We start from the raw sequence: 15,439 nt of genomic DNA, 5'->3' as shown, positions 1-15,439 counted from the left end.
GCCGCGCCCATGATCAACGCTTCGACCATGTTCGCCGCTCGCCGCCGCCGCATCATCGCGGTTCGGGCGGTTGTCTGCGTTTAAGATCATCGCCCCTGCCGCCGGATCCGGTCCCGCGGCTTCTTCCTCTTCCAGAAAACGCGGTCTGAACTGGCGGCTCCTACGTCAAGCAGGAGTTTGAGATGTATACGCCTCCACCGTTCAAGTCCGACCGCGCCGCGAGCCTCGCGTTCGCGGAAGCGCGCGGCTTTGGGCTGGCCTGCGCGTGGGACGGCGACAAGCCGGTCGCCTCGCCGCTGCCATTTTACCTGACATCGGCCAATGACGGCACGCCGCGCGCGGCGTTTCACGTCGCCCGTCACAATCCGCTGGTAAAGCTTGCGAACGGAACGACCTCCTGGATGCTGGCCGTTACCGGCTCGGACGCCTATGTATCGCCGGACTGGTACGTCTCGCCGGACCAGGTGCCGACCTGGCTCTATCAGTCGGTGCATCTGACCGGGCCGGTGCGGGCGATGTCGGACGACGAACTCGCCGCGCAGATCGAGGCGCTGAGCGCCAAGTTCGAGGCGCGGCTGTTGCCGAAGAAGCCCTGGCTGTCATCAAAAATGACGGCCGGGCGGCTGGAGGCGATGAAGAAAGCGATTGTGGGCCTCGAGATGACGGTTGAAGAGGTGGAGGGCAGCTTCAAGCTGAACCAGCACAAATCCGAAACCGACTATGCAGCGGTTGCCGGCGCGCTTGCTGCGCAGGCCGATGCCGGCGCACGGCAGATTGCGCATTTGATGCGAGAGGCGCGGCCCAACGTATTTGCAGACCAAGCGGCCTTTGCCGGCGAAACGAACCAGATCGAAAGGACCGTCCCATGACCCTCACCGATAGCCGCGAGCACAAGACCGCCGGCGTCGCGACCAAGCCCGCCGTGTTCGTTGACGGCGCGTCCGGAACGACGGGCCTCGGCATTGCCGAACGCCTGCGGCAGCAGAACGACGTCGTCGTGAAGAGCATTGCGGAGGACAAGCGCAAGGATGCCGGCGCCAAGCGGGCGCTGATGGAGGAGGTCGATCTCGTCATCCTCTGCTTGCCTGACGATGCGGCGAAAGAGACGGTCGCCCTGATCGACAGCATGGGCGCCTCGGCGCCTAAGGTGCTCGACGCCTCGACGGCGTTCCGCGTTGCACCTGACTGGACCTACGGGTTTCCCGAACTCGCGCCTGACCAGGTCGACAAGATCCGGGCGGCGCGAAAAGTCTCCAATCCCGGCTGCTATCCGACCGGAGGCATTGCGCTGCTGCGGCCGCTGGTCGATGCCGGCCTGCTGCCTGCGGACTATCCCGTCACCATCAATGCGGTGAGCGGCTATTCGGGCGGCGGCAAGTCGATGATAGCCAGTTACGAGGACGGCAGCGCGCCGTCGTTCGAGCTCTATGGCCTCGGCTTCGAGCACAAGCATCTACCGGAGACGCAGCTTTATTCGAAGCTGACGCGGCGGCCGATCTTCGTGCCGTCGGTCGGCAATTATCGGCAGGGCATGCTGGTCTCGGTGCCGCTGCATCTGGACACGCTGACGGGCAAGCCTGGCGGCGCCGATCTGCACGCCGCGCTGGCAAAGCGCTATGCCGGGAGCACCTACGTCTCGGTCATGCCGCTGGAGAATGCGGCGACCAAGAGTGGGCGGCTGGAGCCGGAAGCGCTGAACGAAACCAACAAGCTCGAGCTTTATGTCTTTGCCAGCGACAAGCATCGGCAAGCCGTGCTGATTGCGCGGCTCGACAATCTCGGCAAGGGCGCGTCCGGCGCGGCGGTACAGAACATGCGGCTGATGCTGGGCCTGGCCGATAAATAGTAGGAACGCGCAATGAGCTCGAAGAAGATCGGCATTCTCGGCGCGTCTGGCTACACCGGAGCCGACGCGGTGCGCCTCTTGGCACGGCATCCGAATGCCGAGATCACGGCGCTCACCGCCAACAGCCATGCCGGCAAGGCCATGCGCGATGTGTTTCCGCATTTCTTCATGCTCGATCTGCCAGAGCTTGTGGAATGGGAAAAGGTCGATTGGACCAGCCTCGATGCGGTGTTCTGCGGGCTGCCGCACGGCACCACACAGGAAATCATCGCCGCCGTCCTCAGGGCCAACCCCAAGATCAAGGTCCTCGACATGTCCGCCGATTTCCGGCTGCGCGACAAGGACACCTATGCGCAATGGTACGGCCATGAGCACCGGGCGCTCGAACTGCAGGCCGAGGCGGTCTACGGCCTGACCGAATTCTACCGGGATAAGATCACATCGGCGCGGCTGGTCGCCTGTCCCGGCTGCTATCCGACGGCGGTGCTGCTCGCGCTGGTGCCGCTGGCGAGAGCAAAACTGATCGACATCGACGATATCGTCATCGACGCCAAGTCGGGCGTCACCGGCGCCGGCCGCGGGCTGAAGCAGAACACGCTGTTCGGCGAGGCGGGCGAGGGGCTGTCACCCTATTCGGTCGGCACCCACCGGCACGCGCCCGAGATCGAGCAGGAGATCGGCGTCGCGGCCGGGACGGCAGTGACGGTGAACTTCACGCCGCATCTGATCCCGATGGCGCGCGGCGAGCTGTGCACGTCCTACGTAAAGCTCGCCGGCGGCGCGACGCCGGATGATCTGCGGGGTGCGCTGGAGAGGGCCTACGCTAACGAGCCGTTCGTGCATGTCGCCAGGAAGGGCGTGCTGCCGCAGACGCAGAACGTGCGCGGCTCGAACTATGTCCAGATCGGCGTCATCGCCGACCGCATCAAGAACCGGGCGATCGTGATTTCCACGCTCGACAATCTGGTAAAGGGCTCGGCCGGACAGGCGATCCAGAACATGAACCTGATGTTCGGCCTGCCCGAGACGGCGGGGCTGGAGCAGATCGCGCTGTTCCCGTGATGTGAGGTGCTGCGGTGGACCAAGCGACGCTGCAATTCTACCAGACCAATGCCGAAGCCTATGCCAAGCGCACATTCACCTCGCGCCAGGCGCGGCTGATGGCGTTTCTGGCGCTGCTGCCGCCGGGCGCCGCCATCCTCGAACTCGGGTGCGGCGCAGGCGGCGACACCGCGGAAATGCTGGCGCGGGGCTTCAACGTCCGCCCGACGGACGGATCGCCGGAAATGGCCGCGGTGGCCGCCAAGCATCTCGGTCGCCCGGTCGAGACGCTATTGTTCCACGAACTCGATGAGGTCGGGGCCTATGAGGGGGTCTGGGCCAACGCCTGCCTGCTGCATGTTCCGCGCGACCAGCTTGCCTCCGTTCTGTCGCTGATCCGGCGCGCGTTGAAGCCGGGCGGCGTGTTCTATGCCAGCTACAAGGAAGGCGAGACGGCCGGACGCGACACGCTCGATCGCTACTACAACTATCCCTCGCAGGACTGGTTGCGTGCGACCTACGCCGAGGCGGGAAACTGGAACTCGCTGGCGATGGAGCGCGGCGAGGTGAGGGGATTCGACGACAAGATGGCGCCGATGCTCTTCGTTGTTGCTCGAAAAGCCGGCTGACGATCGGCTTCCGGGGAAGAGCACGCCGCTGACAGCGATCAGTTTCCAAAGAAGGTGCCCGCGCCGCGAGATTGATCGTCGTCACGGCCAAACGCCAGGATCCCTGGCTGCTGCCGGGATGGTTGCTGCTCCTGCTGCTGCTGTGCTGCGAGTCGGGCGGCTTCGCGCCTCGCTTTGCGTTCCGCGTATTTCCGGCGGCGCGTCCGTTCCTCGGCTTCCGCTTTGTGGCGCTCGGCCCGCCCTGCCTGCTTGTCTTTTTCCGGAGCCCGCTGCGCTTCCTTGACCGGCGCGGTCGGGGCGGGCGCTTCGGAGGCAGCTACGGCTTGATGCGGCACCTGTTGTTGTGTCGCGCGTCCTTGGTCGGCCACAGCGCGAGCGTCTTCTGGCTGCTGAGAAGGCGTCGCGGCTTCAGCGGAGGCCGGAAGAATGATTCGCGCAGGAGGCAAACGGTCGACCAAGGAGCGACTGGGCGCTGCGGGTTCCACGGCGGTCTTTGCCAGCATGAGACCGGCACCGAAGCCAATCGCTAGAATGAAGAAGGTCGTGCCGACCCCTGCGAAGAAAATGCGCGCGCTCGATGCCATTGCCCGTCTCCAAATTATTCCGAAACGAACGCGCGAATCCGGGCCCGCGTTCCCGACAACAGAACAGGCAGCAAGACTTTTGCGGCACCAGCTATCGATGCCGATGCCGATGCAGGAACGATTGCCAAGTTTTCCCGTTTTCTTTAGAGGCGCTCCTGGCCGCCTCCCGAGCCTTGCGCAAGCGACACGAGGACGAACTGGCATCAGATGAAAGACAGGCTGCCCAGCGTACGCAACGCCACGTTGCTTCTAGCGGTGATAGCGGGCTTGGTCGCGTGGATCGTCACTCAATGCTGAGGCAGTTTTTGGTTGATCGGCGCATGGCCGAAGAGACGCCAGGTTAGCCGTCCATTGCGCTGTTCGCGGTGGTCGAAAAAGGGCTAAAGATTGGCGGTCAACGTCATAGTATTGTTAGGAAATCACCTCGCCTGTCGTGGCGATTGAATCTGCGCAAAGATGTGGCCGACGCGCTACAGCATTCACATGCGAATCCAGTAGAAACACGGACCAAGTACCGGCAGCACCTGTGTCGGCACGTTGTTTGAAATGCCGGACTGGGAATGCCGTTAATGAAAATGAAGAAGTTTCTGCTGGCCGCCGCGCTCGTTGGCCTGGGCTCCGCCCCGACGCTCGCCGCAGACCTCGCCGCCCGCCCTTACACCAAAGCCCCCGCACTGGCCGCCGTCTACGACTGGACCGGCTTTTACATCGGCGTCAACGCCGGCGTCGGGCTTGGCCGTGATCGTTTCCAGCACGATTGGCTCGGCGTGGGATCGGTCAATTCCTTCTACGCCTCGCCGCAAGGCGGCTTTGGCGGCGGCCAGGTCGGTTACAACTGGCAGACCGGTTCGGTGTTCGGGCCGATCGTGTTCGGTGTCGAGGCCGATATTCAGGCTGCCGACCTCGGCGATAATCGCACGACGTTCGGCGAGGGCGGCGTCCTCAGAAACTACAGCCAGAAGCTGGATTGGTTCGGGACGGCGCGCGGACGCGTCGGCATCGCGAATGGTCCGGTGCTGAGCTACGTGACCGCCGGCTTCGCCTACGCCAACGTCAAGACCAACGCGACCGCGTCGTTCGGCGGCCTCACCAACACGTTCTCGAACGAGCGCACGGCCGGTGGCTGGGTGGTCGGCAGCGGCGTCGAAGCCGGGCTGGGCGGCAACTGGACCGGAAAGATCGAGTATCTCTACCTCAATCTCGGCAACAGAAGCGACCTTGCCACGCTTGGCGCCACCACGCCGATCCAGACCGAACTTCGCGAGAACATCTTCCGGGTCGGTCTGAACTACCGGATCAACGGCAGGCCTTACGCGCCGGTCGCGGCGGCCAACTGGGCCGGGTTCTATCTCGGCGGCAATTTCGGCTCCGGCACCGGGCGGGACCGCAGCACGTTGAGCATTCCCGCGGTGCCGATCGCCACGAGCTTCAACCTCGCGCCCGACGGCATCAATGGCGGTGTCCAGGCCGGCTACAACTGGCAGGCGGCCAACTGGGTGTTCGGTCTCGAGGCCGATATCCAGGGCAGCACGCAGCAGGATAACAAGACCTGCATCCTCGGCTGCACGCCCGGGCTTACGGTGGCCTATGATGCCACGCTGCCGTGGTTCGGCACGGTGCGCGGCCGTCTCGGCTATACGGTCGGCTCGACTCTGTTCTATGCGACCGGCGGTCTCGCCTACGGCAGCGTCAAGACCAAGATCAACACGACCTCCTTCGTCGGTCCGGTGACGCAATCGTTCGAGCATACCAAGACCGGCTGGACCGCGGGTGCGGGCATCGAGACGCCGTTCACGCTGCTCGGCCTGCTCGGCCCGAACTGGACGACCAAAACGGAGTATCTCTACGTCGATCTCGGCTCGACCTCGGACAGCTTCATTCTGGGCGCCGTCCCGACGACGTCGACGCGCTCGGTCACCGAACATATCTTCCGCACCGGCATCAACTACCACTTCAACTCGCCGGTCGTTGCCAAGTACTGAGCGCCGTTTCAGAGGTGCCTATGAAAAACCCCGGAGCCGAGCTCCGGGGTTTTTGCTTTCGTCTCGCTGATGAAGGGCCTTTTCAAACCACCCTGAAGATCGCCAGCGCCAGCACGGCCTGGGCGAGGAAGCCGACGGTAAAGGCGAGTGTGCGGAACACTGGCAGGCCGAGCGTGTAGACGATCAGGTGGGCGACGCGCGCCCAGAAATACACGGCGCAGGCCATCGCCGTCCATTTGTCGGAATAGTCGATGGCGTTGAGGATCAAGACCAGCGGCGCGAAGATGATCAGGTTCTCGACCGCGTTGTCATGCGCGAACATCAAGCGGTTGGCCCAGTCCGCATGCGGCTTGTCGTTGCGCGAGGGGTTGGCCATGGCGCCGGAGAGGCCGCGCACCTGGCAGCGGTTGATGATGTAAGGGACCCACATCAGCCCGGTCAAAATCACGGTCAGCGTCAGCCAGAACAATTCACGCGTCATTGTCTCCCCCTCAACTGATTTCAAATCCCGGCGCGGGATATCGGGTTATAGCGAAGAGCGCGCGGCGGCGCTATGCGCGGACCTTGACGTAGCTGCCGGGGGCATCCTCGATGGGCGGAAGTTCCTCGGAGCCGACGGCGCGCGCGGGCACCCGCTCGGCATCGAGGCTCTCCAGCCATTGCAGCCAGTCGGGCCACCACGAGCCCTTGTGCTCGGTGGCGTTCTTCATCCAGTCGGCGAGCGAGACGTCCTTGATCTTGTCGTTGGTCCAGTACTGGTACTTGCCGGCCGCCGGCGGGTTCACCACGCCCGCGATATGGCCGGATCCGGACAGCACATATTTGACCGGGCCGCCGAAGAACTGCGAACCGTAGAGCACCGAATCCGCCGGCGCGATGTGATCTTCCTTGGTCGCCAGATTGTAGACGGGGACCTTGACCTTCGAGAGGTCGAGCAGCGTGTTGTCGAGCACCATGCTGCCGGAGGTGAGGCGGTTCTCCAGATAGCAGTTGCGCAGGTAGTAGGAATGGTTGGCCGCCGGCATCCGCGTCGCGTCGGAATTCCAGTGCAGGAGGTCGAAAGCGGAGGGCGGCTGGCCCTTGAGATAGTTGCTGACCACATACGACCAGATCAGATCGTTGGAACGCAGCATGTTGAAAGCCATCGCCATCTTGCTGCCTTCGAGCACCCCCCGCGCCTCCATCTCGCGCTCCAGCGTCGAGATCTGGTCCTCGTCGACGAACACCAAGAGATCGCCGGCATGGGTGAAGTCGACCTGTGCCGCAAAGAATGTTGCTGACGTCACGCGCTGGCGCCGCTTCTCGGCGAGCCAGGCCAGCGTCGAGGCGAGCAGGGTGCCGCCGACGCAATAGCCGGCGGTATGGACCTTCATCTCGCCCGTCACCTTTTCGATGATGTCCATCGCGGTGAGCGGGCCTTCCTTCATGTAGTCGTCGAAGGTCTTCTTGCCGAGTTCCTTGTCGGGGTTGACCCAGGAGATCACGAACACCGTGATGCCCTGGTCGACGCACCATTTGATGTAGGATTTTTCGGGCTTGAGATCGAGAATGTAGAACTTGTTGATCCAGGGTGGCACGATCAGGAGCGGCGTGCGCAGCACCGTCTCCGTGGTCGGCGTGTACTGGATGAGCTGCATCAAATCATTCTGGAAGATCACCTTGCCCGGTGTCGTCGCCATGTTGACGCCGACGACGAGGTTGGACGGGTCGGACTGGCGGATACGCAGCGTGCCGCGGCCGGCCTCGATATCCTCGGCCAGCATCTTCATGCCGCGAACCAGGTTGCTTCCGTTGGAGGCCAGCGTCTCGCGCAGCACTTCCGGGTTGGTGAGCACGAAATTCGACGGCGCGATCGCGTTGGTGATCTGCTGCACGTAGAACTCGGCCTTCTTGCGCGTGTGCGGATCGATGCCTTCGGCATTCTTGACCAGCTCATTCGCCCACTGAGTGGTCAGTAGATAGAGCTGAAGAATGAAATCGAAAAACTGATTCGATTTCCACTCCGGATCCTTGAAGCGCTTGTCGCGCGGCGACGGCTCGATCGCGGGCTTGGCCGCTTCGCCGGCCATCCGGCGCGCCGCCGATCCCCAGAGATCGAGATAGGCTTTGCCCAACTTGGTCTGCAACTCCGCGGCGCGCTCTTTGTCGGAGAACCAGTATTCGGCGACCGCGGAGAATGTCTTCACGACTTCACCGATTTCGCTGGGCGGCTTGTCCTTTGGTTCCCCGTCCTCGCGCGGCTTGAGATAGGCCGCGAGCGCTTGCCCGCTCGACTCCATCGCTTTCGCGATGTTCATGGCGAAGGCTTCGGCGTTGAAAGTCTTCGGCGCTTGGGTTTCGGTGTTGACGTCACTCATGACAGGGACACTATAGCTTCATTTCGCGTTCGTCACCGCGCGGATTGATGCAAGAGGTTTTGGCGTTAACCACCCTGTTGCACTGCGATAAAGTTTGCGTGTTCAGACACATTGCGGCCGCACCGGCTCGATTTGCTCTTCGGGCTCTAATCGTTTTTGGGCTCTAATCGTTTCAGGCAACATTGGTGCAACATTGGTTTGAAACGTTACAGCGAAATCACCGCGCGGGACGATTTGGCGTTGCAAAGCTCGTACCAGCGTATCCATATGATGCCGGGATACGCAGGTGGGTGGCGTTAAGGTAGTTGGGGATTGTCGGACGGATGCCGGTAAGCCGGATCACAAGGCTGTGGCCGATGGCGGCGCTGTGCGCAGCAACAATTGCGCTTGGCGGCTGCTCGAGCCAGATCGCGGATATGCCCTCGCTTGGCCTGCCGGCGGACGCCCCCGAGCGTCCGAAGGAAGCCGGTGGTTATTTACCGGTCCACGACCTGCCGCCTGACCGTACCGAGGAAGCGATGAAGCCGGCCGAGCTGGCTAAAATCCAGGCAGATTTAACCGCCGCCCGGGACCGCCAGGCGGCCGCGGCGAACCCGGCTGCCTCGGCAAAGCCGACCAAGAAGTGAGAAGGCTCTGCTTTAACGCGCCTCTCCGCTGCTCGCGGCCACCTCGGAATCAGGTCCGGAGCGGGCTTGAAAACCCTATAAAAACTGGCGCTGCCGGGCTCCCGTGGTAAAAGAACCCAATTCAACCGCATTGCGGGCCCAGAGCCTTAAGACCTCGTGCCTGAATTCGCTCTAAATCATTGATTAAGCGCGATTTCTAAACGAAGCCGCTGAAGCGGTTTCGTTTCCTCACGGGAGTTCCCCGATTCTGTCCTGCCGGTTGTCGGAGCAAGGGTCCCATGGAAGATTTTTATCGCATCCGCCGTCTGCCGCCTTACGTGTTCGAGAAGGTCAATCAGGCCAAGGCGGCCGCGCGGAACGCCGGGGCCGACATCATCGACATGGGCATGGGCAATCCGGACCTGCCGACGCCGCCCCATGTGCTCGAGAAGCTGAAGGAAACGCTGGGCAAGCCACGGACCGACCGCTACTCGGCCTCGCGCGGCATCAACGGCCTGCGCAAGGCACAGGCCGCCTATTACGGGCGCCGTTTTGGCGTGAAGCTCAATCCCGACACCCAGATCGTCGCGACGCTCGGCTCGAAGGAAGGCTTTGCCAACGTCGCGCAGGCGATCACCGCGCCTGGCGACGTCGTGCTGTGTCCGAACCCAAGCTATCCGATTCATGCTTTTGGTTTCCTTATGGCCGGCGGCGTGATCCGCTCGGTGCCATCTGAACCGACGCCGCAATTCTTCGAAGCCGTGGAGCGCGCGATCATCCATTCGATCCCGAAGCCGATCGCGCTGATCGTCTGCTATCCCTCGAACCCGACCGCCTACGTCGCCGAGCTTGATTTCTATAAAGACCTCGTGGCGTTCGCCAAGAAGCACGAGATCTTCATCCTGTCGGATCTGGCTTATGCCGAGGTCTATTTCGACGATCGCAATCCGCCGCCTTCGGTGCTGCAGGTTCCCGGTGCGATCGACGTCACCGTCGAGTTTACCTCGATGTCGAAGACGTTCTCGATGGCCGGCTGGCGCATGGGCTTTGCCGTCGGCAATGAGCGGATCATCGCAGCTCTGGCGCGGGTAAAATCCTATCTCGATTACGGTGCGTTCACGCCGATCCAGGTGGCGGCGACCGCGGCGCTGAATGGGCCGGACGACTGCATCAAGGAAATGCGCGACACTTACCGCAGGCGGCGCGACGCACTGGTCGAATCGTTCGGCCGGGCAGGGTGGGAAATCCCGCCGCCGCAGGCCTCGATGTTCGCCTGGGCGCCGCTGCCGAAAGCCTTCGAAGGCGTCGGCAGCATGCAGTTTGCAACCCTGATGGTGGAGAAATCCGGCGTGGTGGTTTCGCCCGGCGTCGCGTTCGGCGAGCATGGCGAGGGCTTCGTCCGCATCGCCATGGTAGAAAACGAGCAGCGCATTCGCCAGGCTGCGCGTGGGGTGCGGCGCTTCCTTGAAAGCGGCATTGAAACGTTGCACAACGTGGTTCCTCTCGCCAACCGGCGCTAATTCCTTTTATTGCAGGTTCTCTCATCCATGGTCGCACCCCTGAGAGTGGGTATCGCGGGGCTCGGCACCGTTGGCGCCGAAGTGGTCCGCCTCATCGAGGAACAGTCGCGAACGCTGTCGGAGCGCAGCGGCCGCGGCGTCCGCGTCGTTGCCGTCACCGCGCGCTCGAAAGCGAAGAAGCGCTCGGTCGACCTCAACGGCGTCGACTGGGCCAAGAGCCCGCTCGATCTGGCTGAAAATCCCAATGTCGATTGCTTCGTCGAACTGATGGGCGGCTCCGGCGAGCCGGCGCTGTCGGCGATCGAGGCCGCGCTGAAGGCCGGCAAGTCGGTCGTCACCGCCAACAAGGCGCTGATCGCCAAGCATGGCGTCCGCCTGGCGAAGACCGCCGAGAAGCATGGCGGCGCGTTCAACTATGAGGCGGCGGTCGGCGCGGCCATTCCCGTCATCAAGACGCTGCGCGAGGGGCTTGCCGGCACCGGCGTCAACCGCGTCTACGGCATCCTCAACGGCACCTGCAACTACATCCTGACCCGGATGGAGCAGGAAGGCCTGTCGTTCGCCGAATGCCTGAAGGATGCGCAGCGGCTCGGCTATGCCGAAGCCAATCCGTCCTTCGACGTCGACGGCCACGATACCGCGCAGAAGCTGGCGATCCTGGCGAGCCTCGCCTTCGGCACCAAGGTGGCGCAGAGCGCGGTCTATGTCGAAGGCATCTCCTCGATCGCGCCGGAAGATCTTCGCGCGGCAGAGGAGCTGGGCTACCGCGTGAAACTGCTCGGCGTTGCCGTGCGTACCGCCAAGGGCATCGAGCAGCGCGTGCATCCGACCATGGTGCCGAAATCGTCCTCGATCGCGCAGGTGATGGGCGTCACCAATGCCGTGACCATCGACGGCGATGGCATTCCCCCGATCACGCTGGTGGGACCCGGCGCCGGCGGTGCGGCAACGGCGTCCGCTGTGGTCGCCGATATCGCCGACGTCGCGCGCGGCATTCGCGCCAAGCCGTTCGGACGCCCCGTGGAGCGGCTGCGCGAGACCACCAAGGCGCCGATGGAGCGGCATGAGGGCGGCTATTACATCCGCCTGATGGCCCGCGACCTCGCCGGCACCGCCGCGACCATCGCCAAGCGCCTTGCCGAACAGAAGATCTCGCTGGAATCGATCGTGCAGCGCCATCCCGAAGGCGTCGACTTGAACGGCGCCGCGAAGAAGGCCGCACCGGTTCCGGTCATCCTGATCACCTATGCCACCTCCGAAGACGCGGTCTATCGCGCGCTGGAGAAGGTTCAGCGCGACAAGGTGATCAGCGGCCGACCGCAGGTGATACGAATCGAGAAGAACTGACGCGCAGATCCGAACGGATTGCGCGCCAAAGCATTGATTGCGGGCAACAACGTCCGCGCAGGTTTACAAGGAGTGAGCGATGTCGACCCATATTTCCGTTCCGCCGCAACTATTGCTCGAGCGCATCCTGACGCTTGAAATCGTGCGGGTGACGGAACGTGCAGCGGTTTCGGCCGCGCGTCTGCGCGGCCATGGCCAGGAGAAAGCGGCGGACCAGGCCGCGGTCGATGCGATGCGCCGCGAGCTCAACAAGCTGCCGATCGAAGGCACCATCGTGATCGGCGAGGGCGAGCGCGACGAGGCGCCGATGCTGTTCATTGGCGAGAAGGTCGGACTCAACGCCGGACCCCAGGTCGATATCGCCGTCGACCCGCTGGAAGGCACCACGCTGTGCGCCAAGAACATGCCGGGCGCGATCGCGACCATGGCGATGGCCGATGGCGGCACGCTGCTGCACGCGCCCGACGTCTACATGGAAAAGCTTGCGGTCGGCCCGGGCTACGACAAGGGCGTCGTCGAACTCGATGCATCCCCGGCCGACAATGTCCGTCGCCTCGCCAAGGCCAAGGGCGTCGAGCCCGGCGCCATCACGGTGCTGGTGCTGGATCGTCCGCGGCACGCCGACATCATCGCCAGCATCCGCTCGACCGGCGCGGCGGTACGGCTGATCACCGACGGCGACGTCGCCGGCGTGATCCATTGCGCCGACCCCGACAACACCGGCGTCGACATGTATATCGGCACCGGCGGCGCGCCCGAGGGCGTGCTGGCCGCGGCGGCGCTGCGCTGCATCGGCGGCCAGATGCAGTGCCGGCTGATCCTCGACAGCGAAGAGAAGCGCGCCCGCGCCCACAAGATGGGCGTGACCGATCCGAAGATGATCTACGGCATCGAGGACATGGTGCGCGGCGACTGCCTGTTCGCCGCCACCGGCGTCACGACCGGCTCGCTGCTGTCAGGCGTCAAATTCCGCAAGGATGGCGTGATCGAGACCGAAACGGTGGTGATGCGCTCCGTCACGGGCACGGTGCGTTATATCAAGGCCGAGCATAGGCAGCTGGATAAATTTCATTTGGATTGATCGTGACGACGCCGTTCCGGGGCGCGAAGCGAACTACGATGCGCAATTGCGCATCTGAGAACCTCGAGATTCTCTGGTGCGCAATTGCGCACCATAGTTCGATGCTTTGCATCGCCCCGGAATGACGGTGTTCAAAAAATAAAAACAAGGGGAAGCGCGATGTCCGACGTATCAGCCGTAAAGGCCCTCGTGTTCGACGTGTTCGGCACCGTCGTCGACTGGCGCACCAGCCTCATCAAGGATTTCACCGAGTGGTCGAAGACCTCCGGCATCAAGGCCGATTGGACCGCGCTCGTCGACGGTTGGCGCGCGGTCTACACCGCCTCGATGGACGAGGTACGCAAACATCCCGAGCGCGGGTACCAGATCCTCGACACGTTGCACCGGCGTTCGCTGGAACAGCTGGTCGCTGATTTCGGAATCAAAGGGCTGAGCGAGGCCGATCTGCATCATCTCACCATGGGCTGGCATCGCCTGCATCCGTGGCCGGACAGTGTGCCAGGGCTGACGCGGCTGAAGAAGAAGTACATCATCTCGCCGCTCTCCAACGGCAACGTCGCGCTGCTCACCAACATGGCGAAGTTCGCCAGCCTGCCATGGGACCTGATCATGTCGGCGGAGTTGTTCGAGCACTACAAGCCCGATCCCGAAACCTATCTCGGCGCAGCAAAACTGCTCTGCCTGCCGCCGGAGCAGGTGATGATGGTCGCCGCTCATAACCATGACCTGAAGGCCGCGCAAAAGCTCGGCCTCAAGACCGCGTTCGTAGCCCGCCCGACCGAATATGGTCCGCACCAGAAATATGATTTCGAGGCCAAGGGCGATTGGGACATCGTCGCCAAGGATTTCGGCGGCATCGCCGACCGACTGGCGTGCTAGCGGCAAGCCACTTCAGCGCTTTGGGCTTGCCTTAGCGCGTGGAACGAATTTGGACTGCATCTCCACGGCCCGCGCCAGGCGGTCGACCGCCGGCACGATCGTTCGTCGCGGGTGGCCGCTGAAGCCAAGCACAAGCGCAGACCGGGATTTCGCTTCGAGATACAGGCGGCTCATCGGCCGGACGATGACGCCGTGCTCGCGTCCGGCGCGCTCGATGGCGAGGTCGGAGAGACCTCGCCGCGCGAAGGCCACGAGATGCATGCCCTGGTCGGGCGCATCGACCGTCAGGTCGTCGCCGAGCCGCGTCTTCAGGGCGGCAACCAGTTCGTCGCGCTGATCCCGGTACAGTAGACGCATCCGGCGGATATGCGCCGCGAAGTGTCCTTCTTCCATGAACGCGGCAACCACCGCCTGGCTCAGGGTCGAGGGCTGCCGGTCCATCAGATAGCGAGCGGCAACGAACGACTTGAGCAACGCATGCGGGATGACGGCATAGCCGATCCGCAAGCCCGGGAAGAGCGCCTTGTTGAGCGTGCCGATGTAGATGACGCGTTCACCTTCATCGAGCCCCTGAAGCGAGGCGAGCGGCCGGCCGCCATAGCGGAATTCGCTGGCGTAGTCGTCCTCCACGATCCACGCATCCTTCTTCCTTGCCCAGGCGAGAAGCTCGAGGCGGCGGGCCATCGAGAGCACGACGCCCATCGGGAATTGGTGAGAAGGCGTCACGAACACGGCGCAGGCGTTCGGCGCCGATCTGATACCGGCAACGACGTCGATGCCTTGCTCGTCGACGGGGATCGGACGAACCGTCGCGCCCGCGGCGAGCAGCGCCTGACGCGTCAACGGATAACCGGGGTCCTCAACCCAAACTTCCCTGTTACGGTTGGGTAGAATCCGGATGATGATATCGATCGCCTGCTGCGTTCCTGCGGTGACGACGATCTGTTCCGGATCGCACTTCACCGCCCGGGCGGCCTGCAAATAGTCGCAGATCGCCTTTCGAAGTTCGCTCGTGCCGCGCGGATCGGAATAGCCAAAATGACTTGGCGCCAGCGAGCGAAAGGTCCGGGCACTCAGCTTGCGCCACAGTTCAAGCGTTCGCTCATCGATCAGCGTGCGCCCCAGATTGAACGGGCGGTCATCGCTTTGCACCGTGACGTCGACGAAATCGCCGACGGGCTGCATTGGCTCAGCCTTGGCCGCGGCTCGCGGAGCAGGTTTCTTGTGTCGAGGCGGCGGGGCCGCGATCGGCTCGGGAAGATCAGGCGAGATGTAAGTGCCCGAACCGTGGCGGCCGGACGTATAGCCCTCCGCGAGAAGCTGTTCGTAGGCGGCAACCGCGGCAGAACGCGACACGCCGAGCCGCGAGGCGAGTTGCCGCGTCGAGGGCAGTTTCGTTCCCGGCCGCAAGCGCCGTGACAGGATCGCAACACGAAGCTGCAGATAGAGCTGACGGAATAGCGGGGCTTCGCCCTCGCGGTTGATCTCGAACGCATAAAGCTCTGCCCAGCTCGGTCGGCTTTTCATGCAAGTGCCCGGCTCTGTATCGCTGCAAAAGTGGTATCTCA

The 15,439-nt window shown here is 63.4% G+C and carries 14 protein-coding genes; 10 read left to right on the top strand and 4 right to left on the bottom strand.

Annotated elements, in window-relative coordinates; genetic code table 11:
- The first annotated feature begins 182 nt into the window (after window positions 1-182).
- Genes RX331_RS20265 through RX331_RS20250 form a run of 4 tightly spaced genes read left to right on the top strand, consistent with a single transcriptional unit; the run spans window position 183 to window position 3,516 of the window.
- A complete protein-coding gene (locus RX331_RS20265) occupies window positions 183-869 on the top strand; it encodes an FMN-binding negative transcriptional regulator (protein ID WP_317251684.1) in 687 nt (228 codons plus the stop codon).
- Window positions 866-1,846 (top strand): N-acetyl-gamma-glutamyl-phosphate reductase, encoded by a 981-nt coding sequence (gene argC / locus RX331_RS20260; protein ID WP_317251683.1) that lies wholly within the window; start codon window positions 866-868, stop codon window positions 1,844-1,846. The genes RX331_RS20265 and argC (RX331_RS20260) overlap by 4 nt, the downstream gene beginning before the upstream one ends.
- Window positions 1,847-1,858: 12 nt before the next feature.
- Complete coding sequence (gene argC / locus RX331_RS20255) at window positions 1,859-2,908, top strand: N-acetyl-gamma-glutamyl-phosphate reductase (RefSeq protein ID WP_317251681.1); 1,050 nt, start codon at window positions 1,859-1,861, stop codon at window positions 2,906-2,908.
- A gap of 14 nt (window positions 2,909-2,922) precedes the next feature.
- On the top strand, window positions 2,923-3,516 hold the full coding sequence (locus RX331_RS20250; RefSeq protein ID WP_317251680.1) for a class I SAM-dependent methyltransferase: 594 nt from the start codon (window positions 2,923-2,925) through the stop codon (window positions 3,514-3,516).
- Between the two features lie 38 nt (window positions 3,517-3,554).
- On the opposite strand, the gene RX331_RS20245 is transcribed toward RX331_RS20250, so the two are convergent.
- Window positions 3,555-4,100 (bottom strand): hypothetical protein, encoded by a 546-nt coding sequence (locus RX331_RS20245; RefSeq protein WP_317251679.1) that lies wholly within the window; start codon window positions 4,098-4,100, stop codon window positions 3,555-3,557.
- Between the two features lie 575 nt (window positions 4,101-4,675).
- Here RX331_RS20245 and RX331_RS20240 point away from each other — a divergent pair.
- Complete coding sequence (locus tag RX331_RS20240; RefSeq protein WP_317258192.1) at window positions 4,676-6,082, top strand: outer membrane protein; 1,407 nt, start codon at window positions 4,676-4,678, stop codon at window positions 6,080-6,082.
- 82 nt (window positions 6,083-6,164) lie between these two features.
- On the opposite strand, the gene RX331_RS20235 is transcribed toward RX331_RS20240, so the two are convergent.
- Together RX331_RS20235 and RX331_RS20230 are read right to left on the bottom strand one after the other, a co-directional pair.
- Window positions 6,165-6,563 (bottom strand): MAPEG family protein, encoded by a 399-nt coding sequence (locus RX331_RS20235; protein WP_317251678.1) that lies wholly within the window; start codon window positions 6,561-6,563, stop codon window positions 6,165-6,167.
- A 70-nt stretch (window positions 6,564-6,633) separates the two neighbouring features.
- A complete protein-coding gene (locus RX331_RS20230; RefSeq protein WP_317251677.1) occupies window positions 6,634-8,439 on the bottom strand; it encodes a class I poly(R)-hydroxyalkanoic acid synthase in 1,806 nt (601 codons plus the stop codon).
- Between the two features lie 323 nt (window positions 8,440-8,762).
- Here RX331_RS20230 and RX331_RS20225 point away from each other — a divergent pair, with 323 nt between their 5' ends.
- The 5 genes from RX331_RS20225 (at window position 8,763) to RX331_RS20205 (ending at window position 13,871) form a co-directional block, all read left to right on the top strand.
- A complete protein-coding gene (locus tag RX331_RS20225; RefSeq protein WP_317251676.1) occupies window positions 8,763-9,065 on the top strand; it encodes a hypothetical protein in 303 nt (100 codons plus the stop codon).
- Window positions 9,066-9,343: 278 nt separating this feature from the next.
- The gene (locus tag RX331_RS20220) at window positions 9,344-10,564 is read left to right on the top strand and encodes an LL-diaminopimelate aminotransferase (RefSeq protein ID WP_317251675.1); all 1,221 of its coding nucleotides are present in this window, start codon (window positions 9,344-9,346) and stop codon (window positions 10,562-10,564) included.
- 27 nt (window positions 10,565-10,591) lie between these two features.
- Entirely contained in the window at window positions 10,592-11,911 is a 1,320-nt protein-coding gene (locus tag RX331_RS20215) for a homoserine dehydrogenase (protein WP_317251674.1), read from the top strand.
- Window positions 11,912-11,990: 79 nt separating this feature from the next.
- Complete coding sequence (gene glpX / locus RX331_RS20210) at window positions 11,991-12,992, top strand: class II fructose-bisphosphatase (protein WP_317251673.1); 1,002 nt, start codon at window positions 11,991-11,993, stop codon at window positions 12,990-12,992.
- A gap of 159 nt (window positions 12,993-13,151) precedes the next feature.
- The gene (locus RX331_RS20205; protein WP_317251672.1) at window positions 13,152-13,871 is read left to right on the top strand and encodes a haloacid dehalogenase type II; all 720 of its coding nucleotides are present in this window, start codon (window positions 13,152-13,154) and stop codon (window positions 13,869-13,871) included.
- Window positions 13,872-13,883: 12 nt separating this feature from the next.
- Here RX331_RS20205 and RX331_RS20200 read toward each other — a convergent pair whose 3' ends face one another.
- The gene (locus tag RX331_RS20200; protein WP_317251671.1) at window positions 13,884-15,398 is read right to left on the bottom strand and encodes a PLP-dependent aminotransferase family protein; all 1,515 of its coding nucleotides are present in this window, start codon (window positions 15,396-15,398) and stop codon (window positions 13,884-13,886) included.
- Between the last annotated feature and the right edge of the window lie 41 nt (window positions 15,399-15,439).

Source organism: Bradyrhizobium sp. BWA-3-5 (assembly GCF_032917985.1).
Lineage (GTDB): Bacteria > Pseudomonadota > Alphaproteobacteria > Rhizobiales > Xanthobacteraceae > Bradyrhizobium.
The sequence above is the reverse complement of the archived record's forward strand: the minus strand, read 5'-3'. Positions and strand labels throughout refer to the sequence as shown.

Bases quoted from the DNA above. Each gene is read 5' to 3' on its own strand.
- RX331_RS20265 (WP_317251684.1), top strand. From the start codon at position 183: ATGTATACGCCTCCACCGTTCAAGTCCGACCGCGCCGCGAGCCTCGCG.
- argC (WP_317251683.1), top strand. From the start codon at position 866: ATGACCCTCACCGATAGCCGCGAGCACAAGACCGCCGGCGTCGCGACC.
- argC (WP_317251681.1), top strand. From the start codon at position 1,859: ATGAGCTCGAAGAAGATCGGCATTCTCGGCGCGTCTGGCTACACCGGA.
- RX331_RS20245 (WP_317251679.1), bottom strand. From the start codon at position 4,100: ATGGCATCGAGCGCGCGCATTTTCTTCGCAGGGGTCGGCACGACCTTC.
- RX331_RS20240 (WP_317258192.1), top strand. From the start codon at position 4,676: ATGAAGAAGTTTCTGCTGGCCGCCGCGCTCGTTGGCCTGGGCTCCGCC.
- RX331_RS20235 (WP_317251678.1), bottom strand. From the start codon at position 6,563: ATGACGCGTGAATTGTTCTGGCTGACGCTGACCGTGATTTTGACCGGG.
- RX331_RS20230 (WP_317251677.1), bottom strand. From the start codon at position 8,439: ATGAGTGACGTCAACACCGAAACCCAAGCGCCGAAGACTTTCAACGCC.
- RX331_RS20225 (WP_317251676.1), top strand. From the start codon at position 8,763: ATGCCGGTAAGCCGGATCACAAGGCTGTGGCCGATGGCGGCGCTGTGC.
- RX331_RS20220 (WP_317251675.1), top strand. From the start codon at position 9,344: ATGGAAGATTTTTATCGCATCCGCCGTCTGCCGCCTTACGTGTTCGAG.
- RX331_RS20215 (WP_317251674.1), top strand. From the start codon at position 10,592: ATGGTCGCACCCCTGAGAGTGGGTATCGCGGGGCTCGGCACCGTTGGC.
- glpX (WP_317251673.1), top strand. From the start codon at position 11,991: ATGTCGACCCATATTTCCGTTCCGCCGCAACTATTGCTCGAGCGCATC.
- RX331_RS20205 (WP_317251672.1), top strand. From the start codon at position 13,152: ATGTCCGACGTATCAGCCGTAAAGGCCCTCGTGTTCGACGTGTTCGGC.
- RX331_RS20200 (WP_317251671.1), bottom strand. From the start codon at position 15,398: ATGAAAAGCCGACCGAGCTGGGCAGAGCTTTATGCGTTCGAGATCAAC.